The sequence below is a fragment of the Desulfoferrobacter suflitae genome (assembly GCF_022603395.1).
GTDB classification, from domain to species: Bacteria; Desulfobacterota; Syntrophobacteria; order Syntrophobacterales; family Syntrophobacteraceae; genus Desulfoferrobacter; species Desulfoferrobacter suflitae.
Map to the genome: position 1 here is coordinate 59,345 of NZ_JAIBKA010000001.1, position 15,335 is coordinate 74,679.

At 57.6% G+C, this 15,335-nt stretch carries 7 protein-coding genes; all 7 read right to left on the bottom strand.

The window, feature by feature from the left end; genetic code table 11:
- Window positions 1-185: 185 nt before the first annotated feature.
- The 7 genes from K1V27_RS00340 to K1V27_RS00370 all read right to left on the bottom strand — a co-directional run bounded on the left by K1V27_RS00340 (window position 186) and on the right by K1V27_RS00370 (window position 15,227).
- Window positions 186-2,951: a DUF499 family protein gene (locus K1V27_RS00340; protein ID WP_258927534.1), complete on the bottom strand. Its 2,766-nt coding sequence runs from the start codon at window positions 2,949-2,951 to the stop codon at window positions 186-188.
- Window positions 2,952-2,965: 14 nt separating this feature from the next.
- Window positions 2,966-3,922, bottom strand: coding sequence for a DUF8426 domain-containing protein (locus tag K1V27_RS00345; RefSeq protein WP_258927535.1), 957 nt, complete (start codon window positions 3,920-3,922; stop codon window positions 2,966-2,968).
- Between the two features lie 18 nt (window positions 3,923-3,940).
- Complete coding sequence (locus K1V27_RS00350; protein ID WP_258927536.1) at window positions 3,941-7,648, bottom strand: NADAR family anti-phage protein; 3,708 nt, start codon at window positions 7,646-7,648, stop codon at window positions 3,941-3,943.
- On the bottom strand, window positions 7,648-8,697 hold the full coding sequence (locus tag K1V27_RS00355; protein ID WP_258927537.1) for a phosphoribosyltransferase-like anti-phage protein: 1,050 nt from the start codon (window positions 8,695-8,697) through the stop codon (window positions 7,648-7,650). Before K1V27_RS00355 ends, K1V27_RS00350 begins: the two co-directional genes overlap by 1 nt.
- Before the next feature lie 61 nt (window positions 8,698-8,758).
- Window positions 8,759-10,147, bottom strand: a complete 1,389-nt coding sequence (locus tag K1V27_RS00360; RefSeq protein WP_258927538.1) for an ATP-binding domain-containing protein — start codon at window positions 10,145-10,147, stop codon at window positions 8,759-8,761.
- 2 nt (window positions 10,148-10,149) lie between these two features.
- Entirely contained in the window at window positions 10,150-11,961 is a 1,812-nt protein-coding gene (locus K1V27_RS00365; protein ID WP_258927539.1) for an ATP-dependent nuclease, read from the bottom strand.
- Window positions 11,962-11,975: 14 nt separating this feature from the next.
- Window positions 11,976-15,227, bottom strand: coding sequence for a helicase-related protein (locus K1V27_RS00370; protein ID WP_258927540.1), 3,252 nt, complete (start codon window positions 15,225-15,227; stop codon window positions 11,976-11,978).
- Window positions 15,228-15,335: the final 108 nt, after the last annotated feature.

Consider the following 15,335-nt stretch of genomic DNA (forward strand, 5'->3'; position numbering starts at 1 on the left):
GAAACCTTTTTGGGTCGGAATATTATGAAGTTGTTCGGCTGACTATTTTTGGTCAGGCCAATATAAAACTTATTGCATTGTGCTCCAAAAAGGACCAAATTGCTAGGCTCTTAGAAAAGCTGGTAAGCTACATGCTTTAATTAGGATTTGCATCGCGCAAAATGCCGTACTTCTGTATTTGACCTCTATAATTCGATTCGTACACGCTCCCTTAGACCAAGATCCTCAAGTATCTGGTTGAGGTCAGTTTTGAAATTATTTTCGAGTCTCCCGTCGATAGTCACCGAGAATTCGATGCCGATCTTGAGATCCGAGCCGCTCCGCAGTTTGGGCAGGATCTTGGTTCCCAGTCGGTTCCAGATTTCGGGGGGGATGTCTCCGCGAATGCGTAACGTTCTTGTGGCTGCGGCTGGTGGGGGTTCCGGCTGCGGCTCGGGGCCCGGTTCTGGAGGTGGTGTGGACTCCGGGCCGGGGACTGGCTCTGGGCCGCCACCGGGGGGCGGCTCCGAAGGGGTCTTGAGCTGGATCGCCTTGGCATTTAAGAGAAGGAAGACGCCGGATTCGAAGGTGACGTCGGCCGGGTCGGTGAACTCGGTTAAGATCACGCGCTCATACCCGCCGTCGGGTTTCTGGCCGGAGGCCAATCCGAAGTCGCCTCTCGAGACGAATTCTACGATCTTGTTTCTGAGTACGGTGTCTGGGTCTATTAGGCGGGTTAGGGATCCATTCAGGAAGCTCTGGCGGAGACTCGAAAGCGGCCAGGCCCCGGATTCTTTCAGTGCTGGGGGCCAGTTCCGCTCGATGTATCCGGCGCCAACGGATTCGTTGAGCAGGGCCTGGGACTTGAGGGCGGTGATCACACGGCCGCAGAGCGTTTCGCTTCCACTCGAGTGGCCGGCTCCAAGGTCAATGGTTTTGAGTCCATCGGACTCTTTCTGATCCGCGATGACCACAAACCGGTAGCCTCCCCAGACTTCGTCCCTTGCGGCTTCTTCCGCATCGGATGCTTTGGACTGAAGCTCCGTACGGTCGCTGCGGTCGAAATCTCCGCCGAGCGTTCCTTCGGCAATCTCCTTGGCCACGCGCCTCCAGGCGAGCCACGTCTCGACCTTGTCGCGGAATTCGCGCCCGGGCTTCTTTATGCACCACACGAGCGAGCCAGGGTACAGTCGTGGGGAGCTCCCTCTCTGCCGGGTCCATTCCGCGATTTGCTGACGCAATTGGCCCGTTCCCGTCCATTCGAGCTCCGGTTCCACCACAACGAGCGTCAGCTTCGGTGTGTCTTGCACGGCTGTCCCGTCTGCGGGGAAGGGCACAATTGGGATACTCGCGCCCCGGCTGAACTCCTTCTGGATCAGCGACCTCATGGAAGGCTTGATTTCGGTATCTTCGTCCAGGGAGGCACGCCGGTCGCTCACCACTTTCTTTAAAGTCGGCTGATGGCTGATCTTGAAGCCATCCGAGCCGATTCGACGGAGAAAATAGGACTTGTCCTCCAGCGTGAATGCGGCGGTATCCACCGAAGTCGTGTCCACTTCCGGCTCTCCCAGGGCGAATCGCAGTTCCGGCAGGTGTGCCACCTTATCGACCTGGCCGCCCGAGGATTCAAAAAGGATCGCCGTTCCCACGCGACGATGGATGTTCCGCAAGGCCCCTTTGGTGTCGGCGTCTAGCGCCCTGGCGTGGGACTGTGCTCCAGAGATGTCGGAGTCGATGGCGGCGACGAGACGAGATTCGCCAAGTTGTCCGAGCACCACGCTCCGGAACTCCGGCACCTCCAGGGGAGCGGAACCGAGCGTGATCAGGGGCTCGCGCCGAGCCTGCGTGAATCCCGTGCGGTATGCCCAGGAAATCCACTGGGCGAGCATGGCGAGCGTCCCGCGCGTCTGCTGATACTGAGAGAGGGCCTGCCACTTTCGTTGGAACACGGAGAGGGTCGCTGGATGAAACGGGTAGCAGACCTCGAACCGGCCCCGCAGGTACTCTTTCGCCTTGGCCTCGGTCACGGTGCTGTCCACGGCCGTCCATTCCCGCGGCAGTTGTGCCCGCCGCTCGAAGCTCCAGTCAGCGTAGGTCTTGGCAACATTCTTGCGAATACGGTCACTGCCGAGATCCTTGAATAGGCGCCGGCGAACCACCTCGCTGATTTCGGCTTCGTCGTTGGCGATGAGGTCCTTGGCTACCCGCCGAACGACCTTGGTGATCTTGTCCTGCCACTGCATGTCCCACTCGGTCATCTCCACCTGGCTGCGCGGAAGGCTGATGACCGCAACACCGTGCGTCGTGCCGGTGATGGCCACGGTGAGGTTTTGGATGAAAGCATGAAAGTGGTCGGCCATCTTGCGATGCCGGTTCATGAAATTGAGCACCTCGTCGAAAAGCAGCAACACGGGACGGCCCGCAGCCGCAAACACGCGAGCGAGGGCTTCGGTCCCCGGTGGGGTGGTCTTGGCCGCCGGTCCGAGCTCCTTTACACCCTGCTCGCCGGCGATCCTCCAGGCCACATCGATCCATGGTGTCTCCCGCCCATCCTGGGGGTCCCATGCGTTCCCCACGAACGCGGCGACACGTGCCTCCGGCACCTTATCGATACCGGCTTCTGAAATTAGGCCGGCTACGCCGCTGTACTCAGCTGCTTTTGCTCCATTGATGGCCAAGTGATAGAGCGCGGTGAGCGTGTGGGTTTTTCCACCTCCGAACTGAGTGATGAGGGTCATCACTGGGGCGGTGTTGACGGTTTCTCCTGAGAGCCGGCGAAGCACCATCCCGGCATGTTCCCGTAGAGCCCGGGTGAAGCAGGTTCGACTGAAGAACTTGTCCGGCTCCCGATAATCTTCAGGGGCCGCCCCGGAGATAACCTGCTCCAGGTGGATGGCGAACTCGTCCGGGTTGAACGATCGGCCCTCACGGACTTCTTTTCGCGGTGTCGCTACCTTGTACCAGGGTTCCATCAGCCGGTTCTCCTCTACGGTTTCTTCAATCGGTTGAACAAGTCGAGCGAGGACAGTTTCAACCGCATCAAGTTCGCGTAAGCGAGCGGCGCAAACTCATTATTGCAGGAATACATGCGATAGCGAATCCCGTCGGTGACAACCACATCGCGCGGCACACCCAGGGATTCCACGTATCCTTTGGCCTGATCGAGCGCACTCTCCACGCCTGCGCCTAATCTTTTTGCCTCAACGACGAACGCGCAATTCTCCGGTGTGCGTGGGAGCGCCGCGAAGACCGCGACATCGATGTATCGCCACTTCACGGCGATTCGCTCGGGCGGCCACCCAAGCGCCCGCAGGAAGGGCACCACGAAGTGCGTGATGAGCTCGTCTTCAGTGGGGTGATCCCCGAATCCCTGCCTGTCCCAATACATCCCAAACAAGTCCCGTGCCTGCGCCACAATGGACTCCAAAGCCCCCGGGGGATCCTCCAAGCTCGGCTCTTCGGGAGGAAGCTCAGGAAGCGGCGCCTCTTGCCAATAGGTCGGTGGAGAGCTCAAGAAACGCCTGGCGAAGTCTATTACCTCGGCCTTCCAGGTCCTCGCGCACCGCGTTGGATTCGCTCCAAAGACCTGGCTGTTGAAGGTGTATTCCTGCGGCAGTGGGCACCAGCGGATACGTCTTGCGTGCTGAAGGTCCCAGCCATTCACATCATCAAACTGGTTCAGATACAAATACTCGCTCGCCACTACTCCCAGGGCAACGATGCCGGCGATGCCGGTTCGGAGCAGGACCACATCGCCCACTTCCATTTCGTCTGCAAAACGACGAACGAAGCCGCCCTCGAACTCGTCATCCTCACGGCTAGGCTTCCATGGTCCGGCATCCCCCGGCCCGATGAGCCCAACTCCATATTTCAGGAAGACGTGGGCATAGGGCCTTGTCGATGGTCCACCGGCCAGTTGCCAAACGGAAGGGTTAGACTTCACTGTTTCCACTTCGTCGACCTATCGCGGTACCGCCAGAAGCATGGCATCCAGCAACCGCTTCTCCTCGGTGCCTGACGGATAAAGTGCGGAAAGTGCATTGGCCAAGCGAAGAAAATCGGAGCCGACATCCTGCTCGGCTTTTATGAGCGCCCGCAGTGCGTTCGCTTGTCCGCCAGCTTGAAGCAGCATCGCCGCATGCACCCGGTCCAGCGTGGTGCTCCCGGGATCCACCTCGGACTGCCTGCCGCCTGTCTCCGCCACTACCCCGCGTCCTCGTCCCCGGGACCGAATCTTGGGAGGCATGCTGTCAGAACGTGCAGGAAAGAGCCTCAATTGAATGGGGCCGCTTGGCTGTTCGTGTATCCAATCAGGTTTGACCGCAGGACCGTCCTCACCAAAGAGTTGCTTCGCACGCTCGGATACGGCCATGAGGCGCACGACGCCTTTTTTCGTTTCGATAATACGACCTTCCCACTTGGGCAGATCTATACCTAAAGGCTGTGCGAATCGTCTCACCACGTCGAAGACCAAGCTATAACCCTTGGCTTTACCCTTTGGTGAGATCTCTTCCTCTTCCTCGTCGCCTGGTTCGACTTGCGAATCCGCTTGTCGTTGACCGTTGGGACTGGAACCGTTCTGTCCATTTGTAGCTTGGAACGTCCAGAGGAAGAGGGCCGTCAAACGAGCATCCTCTTCCAGGACGCCGGTCATGCCGTTTCGCGTGGTGGCTTCTGCCGTGCCCAGAATTTGTTCTAAAGCTGTCCGGCCTACGACTTCCCAGACTTTTTCGAGGTATTCTGACAGTTTTACTTCCCACCCCTCAGCGGTCTCGACCCTAGAGTAGCGGCTGAAAATCTCAAGCGCTGGGCCAATACAGGCGAAGACAAGATCTGCTCCACGAATTCCCTCACCCTGTAGCCGCTCCATCCAGTTGCCAACCCGTTTGGGAAGTTCGCGCAGAACCTCTCTCCAGTCGCCTGTCTGAGCATCGTCGGGGCGCGGGCGGCAGATGAGATGAACACTGGTGGCTAAAGCCGCCGATTCACGCGCCCTGATCCGAGTCCGACTCTCTGTCGCTATGGGCCAAGAGCCAGTAATGGTCCAACCAGCTCGAACCATCCCGGACAAGAGCGCTTCCCATCCTGCTGTGGTCTTGTGGGCAAAGACGACACACCCCACGCCATCGTCACCAAGCACGCGGCGCCCCTCTTTAAATGAATGGTACATCTTCTGTTCATACCACTCAGTCGGCTTCTTCGCGCGCCCGTCAAGATGTTCTTGCATGTCACGAACGGCCTCCCTGGATTTCGGCGTAAGCCGATTTGCTACATCGAAAGGATCCCTTAGAATCGCTTCAGTGGGCAGAGCACGCTTCATCCAAACATAGAAAAAATCAGAAAGATCCGCGTAGGGAACGGAATCGTAGTATGGTGGGTCAGTAAACCAAATGGATGCGGTGTCATCAGGCAGTGGTGAATCGGCCGCATCTGCGATCTGTACCTGACCAGACGACCCCACGTAAGTATGACCAGTCGCGAGTACATCGAGAATACCTTCCACTGCACCATCGAAGTGTTCAGAACGTCCCCCCCAAGGAACTGTCTCCGGGAATGTCCATGTTATCGGCAGCGTTTGCATTCCGAATGCTGGAGCGACCGAGGAATCCGGACGCAGGCGAGCATTCCCATTACAGGACCGCACGAATATACCCAGTGCGCAGGCCATTAAGTGGCGGCAAGGTTCGGGCATTTCCCTGCTGCGTATCTCGTTAGCCAAAGTAACAAGTGCCAACTTCTGGCGCGAATTAAAAAAATCCCCGAATGAGTGCACACCGTATTTTCGTGTGCGGAAACCACCTCCTACGCTTCCAGTACCGTCGCGCGGCGTTGGTTCATCCGGTACCGAGCTAAGACCATTCGCTGTAGTCTTCGCAGCCACTGCAGCAATGCGCCGTATCGCCTTCCACATGACTGCGTAGTCTTGCTGAGAAGCAAGCCGGTAGTAACGGCCTCGCTCTCCTTCTCGGAGAGTGACGACCGCGAGTAGCATTGCCCCTCCAGTGCGCTCGCCTTGATCGTCGATAGCAACATCTGCTCCCCCGTGTTGAACTGATAGCTGCGCACGCACTCGGTCGGGAGGGAGTACGCTGGAGCACACTTGGCAGGTTGCTTTAGCCTGACTCACAGTCCCAGGTGGAACGTCTCGATCGTGCTTCGGCTCGAAGATCTCGAACTCAATGCACAGCGGGCTTCCTTCGCGACACACAATCCGGTGCCGGAGCGCTCGTTTCCTGTCCGCTTTCTTCGAGAGCCAGAATGAGCGCACGAGCGGGATCTCCGCGCCGCAATTTGGAGACTCGCAGCGCACAGTACGTGCCCAGAGGTAAGCAATGGGAATCGCGCCATCCGGATCTTTGGGGTAGAATTCAGCTAGTTCCTCCTGTGCATGACGATTGATCTCTTCTGCGGCTCGTCGCAGTTTCCCAGGGAGTTCGGGCCCATAGCGCTGTATGTCCTCCAGTAGTACTTTGAGGATTAGACATGCGACGGGGTTCAGGTCGCTCGCGAAGGCCTCGCAGCCGAGTCGCGATGCCTCCAGCGGGATCGAACCTCCCCCTGCAAACGGGTCCACCACAAGCGGTGCTTCATCCGGGTGGACTGCCTTTATGAGGGCACGGGCTGCAGAAATGTAGCTGTTGTTCGCTGAGTTGTCCCAATTGGCAAGGTCCCCGATAAAGGTGAGGAGCATTTTGCGTACTCCTTCGTCAGATTTCATCTGTTGGTTTATTCGTGGGGTATTCCAGCCTGGCAGGCTAAGTAGAACTTCCCTCGCCTTGGCTCTGAATTCCACCGGGCAGCACAGGTCGCAGGGATCGGGTAAAAGTAGCGCCATGAGCATGGCGCGGCAGGCGGCCAGCGGCCTCCGCGCCCACCAAAGATGGAGCGTCGACGGATGGCCGTGACGGGCGGACTTCTCCTGAACAGAGTGTTTTGAAACCACTGCGATGGGGAAGTCGACTTCGGCCAGGCGCTTACATTCCTTGGGGATCATATTGCCTCTCCAGAGGTCCTTTTCGGGTGCATTCTCGGATACGGACTCGATTGGTGTTACAGAACGTTCTGCTTCGGCCGTCGCGCTTTGCACGCCGCTTGCCGGATCTCGGATGGGCTCCCCGAGCAGAAGGAAGTTGGATATCCTTGCAGGCGCGGAAATTCTTATGCTGCTCTTGCCCGACGCGCGGAGTTCCTCCCGCAATTCCATGAGCAATCGACCAAGTACGTTTTGACCGACCAACGTGCCATTCTCAGCTGGTTTCGCCCCCCAGAAGTCGTCCTTCCTGGACCTCTCGACTATGGGGCGGTCTCCGGTCTCCAGGAGCAGCTCCGAGAATTTCTCCCAGTTCTGACCAAGCTTCAGCCGGAGGCACCACCGCATGATGGTGACACGCACCTGATCCCAATCCGGCCGTGAACTCTTACGATAGGTCCTGGTGCGCATCTTGGCTGTCATCGGGCTGCGTTCGTCGATTATTAGGCGCTGTACATCCTGCATGTGAGGATACCGGCATGCCTGGTAGAGCGCTTCGGCGGTGCGGATGTGAATACCATTCACAACCAGAGGAAAGCCGGGGGCCATGTTGGACAGGCCGCCAAAGTGCTCGTTGGTCTTCTTGAAGACCACGCTCTCCGAAGCTAGATAGATCCTAAATTGGCTGCGGTCCGCCATCAACCTTTTGCCTTCTTACCCTTTCCTTGAACGAACGATCCGAACAACCGCTTAATAAACGCATCGCTGTTGGTACTCCTTGGGAAGAGGGGATACCAGGGGTAATCTACCCAGAACGCCAAAGGGCAGTTGTTCGGGCAATTTCGGAAGGTCACCAGCAGTGATCCAAAACCCAGTGTCTCCAACACCATGTTCCCAAGGGGGCGCTGATAGACGTTGAGGTTTGGGCACATGGAACGAATCTTCACACCCGCCTTTAGGAACTCCTGTTCCAGCAGATGGCGACCTTCCTCGCTCGAGAAGATTCGCTTTTCGCCGATATTCCCTGGTTTGCGCAAGACCGGTTGGTATTTCATACTCGAAACATAGGCCTGCACATCAGCATCCTCGGGAATGCAGGTAGGACGCAGAACGTCCGAGGTATAGATGTTGTATTTCCTGTCCTCGATCTCAAAGCGGCGCCACCATTCCACTTTGATGTTCTTTCGCACAGCCGCAATAGACTCCTCAATCTTGGTGCGTGCGTAGTACTGTCCGCCCCGGTGAAGAGCTATTGTTACGATCTTCAGCTCGGCGTCATCCGGCGCATCGGATTCTATCCAAGATACCAGATCTGTCCTAACTCGATTACCCGTGAAGATCGCGTCGTCGAGATACAGGAACACAACCGGCTTCTCACCGCAATCGTCCGTTGTGATTCCGAACTCTTCCTCAAGAATGGCATCGAACATAGCCAGCATTTCTCGCTGGCTATTTCCGCCTCCCTGTATTCTTAGGAATTCAACATTCTCCCAAAATGAGCACGGATCATCCCCAGCCAGTTTCTCACCGCGAACCACGGTTGTAAGAAAGTCCTTTACTTTCTCTTTTGAGAAATATGTCTTGTTCAAAACATGGTCGAGCTCCGCCAGAATAGGCTTCTGTACTTCTCGGTCAAACTGCTCAACCCATTTCTCTACGTGCTCCGGAGTCGGCTTTGGGACCTCACCTTCACGATAGTCGGCGATGGTCTCGGCGATGGATTCCAGTAACCTGCTGCGCGCACTCATCTGATGTCCTCCCGAATTCATATGATCGGACGTGTCACCTCGAGCTGTCCTCCGTGGTTCTTCATTTGCGCTTTCCTCCACTGGCAGCCTTCTTTTTGGGGCGAGGAAGAAACGCCGGCTTTGCCGGTCCCAGAAGTGACAGTACTGGATCCTTTTGGACTCTCTTCGAATCACCCCTCACCAAGAGCATGCAGTTTCGTTTGCTGCGAGTTATCGCGTTATAGAGGAGCCGGCGCTTCTGTTCGGAGTCGGATGTGACTCTATACGGCCAAATGATGATCACGTTATCGAACTCACGGTTCTTCGCCCCATGAACGGTGGTTACGACGCGTTTCTGGCTATGTCCACAGTAGGCACGTCGTTCATGTACCACTGAATCGATGTGTCGTGCAACCATGCAGTGGGAGATATCCTGGAGGCCCCGAAGCCTAGCGAATCTCTGGGTCCGAGCGACAATCTGGCTTGCCGCCGGAGTCAGCTCTTCAATGGGTGCAGTCCATCCCGTTGAACCGGGGGCTTCGCACCCCACGCCGAGGCAGTGATGAAGACGCTTCCGCTCTTCACGAGCCCCCACTTCGTGGAACCAGGAGATTCTCTTGAGGTTCCTTTTCTCCAGCTGGCAGTCAAGGGAAGCAAGAACTTCGTTGATAAAGCCATCGTGACTCGGCGTGATGATGGCCGTGGAACCGTGCCAGCTGCGCGCGTTGAAGACCAGCACATCGATGATCTTGTACGCCGCCGGGCCATAGTCTGGGCAGCAAATCACCGGGATCGTTTCTCCTTCCGCGGCAATGTTACTGCGGAGGCATTCAGCAGCTGCAAGTATCTTTTGGACAGCTGTCCTACGGCATCTCGTCAGCTCCTTGCATCGGCAGCCAGAGCCTTCCTCCATGCCCCGCAGCCACTCAACGGCGGGGCATCCAGGGACATTGCTATCAAGAAGCTGGAATTCATCGGCGGCCACAATCAGGGTCGAGCAGCTCGACAGCGCCTTGACAAACTCCAGGAGTCGGCCATGGCAGTCTTGGAGCTCGTCGATCATCACAATCGGATATGACTCCCGGATAACCGCCTTGACGGTCCTGCTGCGCAACAGCTCGGTGCTCTTGATCAGGATTTCCTCGAATGAGGCGTCGGTGCCAAAGACCGTCTCCTGGAATACCGCATCACCTGCGGGTTGAATCGGCCTTGTGTAGCCGAATGATCGGCGCCACCGGTTCAGGATGGACAGAGCAAATCCGTCGATGGTGGTTATTGAGCAGGGAATTGACGGGCAATGTTCCGACAGGTTCGTCTGAAGTCGGCGTCTGGAACCGTGCATCCGAGTGATGGCAAGCACTCGCTGGTGATCGGCCGTGAGGATGCGGGGAGCCAGATCGCCAACCTGTTTCATGAGCCATCTCGTCTTTCCCGTTCCGGCTTGACCAACGACAGCCAGGATATCTTCCACGGTCAGACCCTCCGCACATGTGAGGCAACATGGACCACGGTGCCATTCGGCTCGCTGTGGCTATGCCACCCGGCGTTGGAAGGAGCGCCATTGGAGGCGATGGCGGCAAGATCATGCAGGAGCTCGCAGGCACGCTCGCAACATCCATCCGTCGCCAGGCACTCCCAGACGATGGTTTCCCGCATTTCACGATCCTTCTTCCTGGCGAGGATGGCATTCTGGAGGTTTCGCAAGGTCGCCCTGGAGCCCCCGAGCAGGGACTTCATACCCTCTCTCGGAGAAGACAAAGCAGGCTCAAGGATCCACGCCGACAGACATTCAACGGCTGCCCGATCTCCATAACGAATGATCTTCCCGGGAGCGGGAGAGCCGGCTACGAGATCGGCGAGATACGAGTCACCTGGGCTGTCGCCATCAATGACGGGAACGGCGTCTTGCCGAAACCGTGCGATTTCCCTGAAAGTTTCAGCTACCGCGGCATCACTGGTCGGCAGCATCGAGGTCGGCCGAAGGTCGAAACTCTTCATGGAGTCCCGGTATGACTGGGCAAGCCGCTGCCACAAGGAAAGCCACTCGTAGTCGTACTGCCCCTCGGGCACGAGGACCACGCATCCCATAATTGCCTCGTAAAAGGCCGCGCGATTCACGAGGTAAAGATTCCGGACGCTGTTTCTGCGGATATTGCTCACTGGCTCGGTTCGTAGTCTATCCGCCGTCATCTTCCCGTTGGCATTGGTGACGAAGATAACTTCCTGCGGCTGGTAGCCGGCTGCCACATTTGGCGACTGCGTTGTGACGATCGATTGCACGCTGGCGGAACGAATGCGGTGAACGAGACGCTGATGCAAGGATGGGTGCAGGTGGAGCTCAGGCTCCTCTGCCGCCAGGATGAAATTCTGTCCACTTTCCCGTCTGTGCTCGGCAAAAGCGAGCAACAGGAGAAATGCCTGAAGCGAGACCATTCCGGCACCGTGCTTGGCTACGGGAATCAGAACATCGCCCTGCCCTGCAACATGTGCCACCAGGCTTTGAAGCACGGCATGGGCATCCAGTGTCGTTGGCCGATAGACCATCTTGCTGGATTGGCCGATGAGGAGAAATGATTGCAGCTCCCTCGTAGCCGCTTCCAAAATGTCTGAAAGGGGCGAGGATTCCTCGATTTTGGCAACATCGGTCCGCAACTGCTTCTTCAGAACATCGACAGCTCTGCCCGGAAGTGCATCGTACTCCCGAATGAGCTTAAGGAGTGACGATGACCGAAAGGAGAGGAGCTTGTCCCAGTCGCGATTGCTCGACAAAAGGAAAAGACCCACTTGTCGGAGCAATCGCCACGGCACCATCGAGCACCCATCGGTGAATGGGTCACATTCGCCGTGATAGAAATATCGAATTGTTTCAAACTCACAGGCTTCGTCATCGAAACGGCCGGCCATGGCGACCTGAGCAGCAAGTACCGCTCCTTCCGGAGGGTCAAGCTCCGTTGACAATGTCTTACTCTTCTCATGCCACCAAACGGGTTGGGCCGCCTCTTGCCCGATGAACCAATCCGGTACGGCCGTTGGATCATTGGAGCCAAAATCGGTGAGCGTGGCGATGATGAAAAAGCGACTATCCGGCCTTGGGGCGCCCTCGAAAAAGTCCCAGTCGCTTATGGGACTGACCATCCTCTCGCGTCCGAACAGAAAAGCGAGGGCTTCAACCACGGTGGTCTTGCCGGCGTTGTTCGCACCCAAGAGAACGCCATGCCTCGGTAGAACGACGCACCCCTCGCGAATGCCTCTGAAATTCCGAAACTCGACCTGGCAGATGCGCATCGCAAACTCTCCTATTATTCCCGAGTCTTTCCATACGGCGCGTTGTCTTCCCGAACCATCATAGGCTTTGTCATGGCGTTGATCTCGAGCCGGTAATGAGCAACCTTGGTCACTTCCCTCCAGGGGAAGCGGGCGGGATCCTTGATCGGCTCCTGGAGGATGGGCTCTGTGGCGCAACCGGTGACCACATACAGCCAGTAGCAGTCGCGACGGTCCTCCGCGACGCGCCTTTCGTTGGGCGTGAGAAGGATTGTCCCCGTGGCCGCGGCGAGGCCTTTGACCTCAATGAGGCGCAGCTCGCCGGAGTTGAGGTCCAAGCTGGTGATGTCATAGCCCAGGTTTTTTTCGTGGACGTCGTAGACCTGGAATCCTTGAGACTTCTCGTACTCCATCACCACCCGCATGGCAGTAGCCTCGGTCTCCAGGTTCGGTCGCATGTTGCGAACGTCGGGGGCCTCGCGCTCGGGATGAGGAAGCACAAGAACGCTGGCGATACGTTCGACGGCCTGCAGGGACAAGGACCGCTGACGCTCAAGCTCCTGTCTTCGTCGTTCGCGGCGCGCGAGCAGCTCGGCATGGCGATTCTCGGCCTGAGCCATGCGCCCTTCGGCACCCGTCACACCCTTCTCCTTGTCCTCGCTGGCTTTGCCGATTTCCTCATCCGCACGCTGCAGCAATTCGGTAAGTGAGAGCTCCACGTGCTCGGTGATGCGTTGGACCTCGGACAGCCGCTCCTTGCGTGTCTCCTCGATGAAGGCTTGAAGAACGTTCTTCTGCAGCCACGCGGAGGGCTCAGGCTCGAAAGCAACCGCAGGCAGCGGTTCAGACAACTGGGCCGGTGAGAAGTTCCCCAGCATGTTCGGTTCGCGCAGACAAGGCTCCTTGCCATCAGAAAGCTCGATGGCGAAAAGACGCTCGTGAACCACGTGGCCAAGGCCGTCCACCGCGCGGGCGCGATAGAAGTCGACGCGAGACGGCGTCTCGTGTTGAAGGGAATGAAAGCAGGCCCCCTTGCCGAGGGCTTCCGCAGCCCTGGCATGGGCGTGCCTCCGAAGAGCTTCGAAGAGCGGATGACCAGGGGTAACCCATTCAAGGTTATTCCTTTCGGCCGTGTCGCGGTCGGTCGAGCATCGTGAGTACTTCAATGCCAGACCGGGGAGCTTCCAGTCGGCGTCGCGCTCGTACCGCTGAAGAGCCGGCGGTGTCCGGGCCGGCTCGAAGGTATGGGGGAGATTCTCGATCTTCTTCAGCTTGAATGGAACGTATTCGGCCGCCTCGCGAATGAATCGGGCGATGGTTTCGGGCACGACGCGACGCTCCTGAGCTCTTGCGCGACGCTCGATAAGCATCTCAAGGTTGAGCTTCTTGGCAGCCAGGCCCTCAAGAGCGTTCTGGCAAATGGCACGGAAACGTGATTCATCCACGTTCTCGAGGAGGCGTTCCTCGAGGTCCGCATCGCCGAGCCTGCCCGCGTAGTAGTCCCGGAGGATGCGCTCCACATGGGCCGCGGGGAGTATCTCTCCCACGACATTGAAGACTGCGTCGTCGTCCAGGGCGTCCCGGATTTCCTGAAGCTTCTCCAGTAATCGTTGGAGAACCCGGCCCTCGATGGTGTTCGTGGCCACGAAGGTGAAAATGAGACAGTCTTTTCGTTGGCCGTAACGGTGGATGCGGCCCATGCGTTGTTCGAGGCGGTTCGGATTCCACGGGATGTCGTAATTGAAGAGAACATGGCAAACCTGCAGGTTGATGCCTTCCCCGGCTGCCTCGGTGGCAACGAGAATCTGGATTGCGCCCTCCCGGAACTGCTGCTCCGAGTACAGGCGTGTACCGGGTTCGTCGCGGGATCCTGGTTTCATTCCGCCGTGGATGTAACCGACCGTGAAGCCCCAGGTCTTCAGTCTCTCGACGAGGTAATCGAGGGTGTCCTTGAACTCGGTAAAAAGCAGCAACCGCTTGTCCGGGTGATCGAAAAAACCTTCCTGATGAAGCAACTCCTTGAGCCTCGATAGTTTGGCCTCCGTATCGGTGTCCTCCACGGCTCTGGCCTGTACTTCAAGCCCGCGAAGCTCCACGATTTCCTCGCGTACCTGATCGGCGTTCTCCGCCAGACTGATGGCCTCGAGCATTTCCTCGAGCCTTGCGCGCTCATTCTCCTCCATTTCCTCGATCTCTTCCGGATCGGGAAGGTCGGGAGGAGCCAGCCGTGCCAAAGCTTGCGCCTTCTTTAAGCCGTCTTCCAGTCTACGAGCCCTGTTTTCCAAACTGCGCCGCATGGCGCAGGTACTGGATGCAAGGCGTCTCTGGTAAAGGGACATCAGGAAGCCGACGGCGCGCGCACGGGGATCGTCTCCCTGGGCAGCGGCCTTCGCGCTCTGCCGTTTCACGAAACGGGTGATCTCTCGATAGAGATCGAATTCCGGACCATCGATCTGAAAATCGATGGTGTGCGGAATGCGCTTTGTGAAGATCTTCTCCGCAGCCCACGTGCCGTCTGGACGACGCTCCGGAAAGTAGACCATAGCCTCCTTGGTGCGGCGCAGATAGAATGGGGCTTGACGCCGCTCCATCGCCTCTCGAATGGACCTAACATCCGCATAGGCATCCGGATCGAGAAGCTGGAGAAAAAGGGAAAAGTTGGCCGGATCACCCTTATGTGGAGTCGCTGTCATAAGCAGGTAATGGTCCGAAGTGTCCCGCAGGAGCTCACCGAGAGCATAACGCGCGGTCTTGCGGGCCGGCGGGGACCACGACATGTGGTGGGCTTCGTCCACGATGATGAGGTCCCAATGTACCTGCCTCAATCCCGGCAGGATCTCCGTTCGCTTGGCCAGGTCGAGCGAAGTAATCACCTTATTCTGTTCCAGCCACTGATTGACACCGAACTGGTCGCGGATGTCTCCGCCTTTTAGAACGAGGAATTTCTCATCGAACTTCTCCTTCAACTCCCGCTGCCATTGAAAAGAAAGGTTGGCCGGGCAGACGACGAGAATCCGCTCGGCAAGTCCGCGCAATTGGAGTTCTCGAACGAGAAGCCCTGCCATGATCGTTTTTCCTGCTCCCGCGTCATCAGCGAGCAGAAACCGGACTCGGGCCAGTTTCAGGAGATAATCGTAGATGGCCTCAAGCTGATGGGGCAACGGATCGACACGGGAAATCGATAGACCGAAATAAGGGTCGAATTCCCAAGCGATGCCGAGAGAATATGCCTGAAGGCCCAATCGCAGGAGATGGCCATCTCCGTCGTAGGAGAAACTGGAATCCAAGACAGTCAGTGCTTCTAGGTCATCTGCGCTTAGCGTAACCTTTCGAAAGCGTTCAGACTGGGTACCCACAAGTCCAATGGTCCAAGTACCGTCAGCGGTCGTGCGCAC

Excerpts from the sequence above, each read along its gene's own strand:
- K1V27_RS00340 (WP_258927534.1), bottom strand. The coding sequence starts at position 2,951 with ATGGAACCCTGGTACAAGGTAGCGACACCGCGAAAAGAAGTCCGTGAG.
- K1V27_RS00350 (WP_258927536.1), bottom strand. The coding sequence starts at position 7,648 with ATGGCGGACCGCAGCCAATTTAGGATCTATCTAGCTTCGGAGAGCGTG.
- K1V27_RS00355 (WP_258927537.1), bottom strand. The coding sequence starts at position 8,697 with ATGAGTGCGCGCAGCAGGTTACTGGAATCCATCGCCGAGACCATCGCC.
- K1V27_RS00365 (WP_258927539.1), bottom strand. The coding sequence starts at position 11,961 with ATGCGCATCTGCCAGGTCGAGTTTCGGAATTTCAGAGGCATTCGCGAG.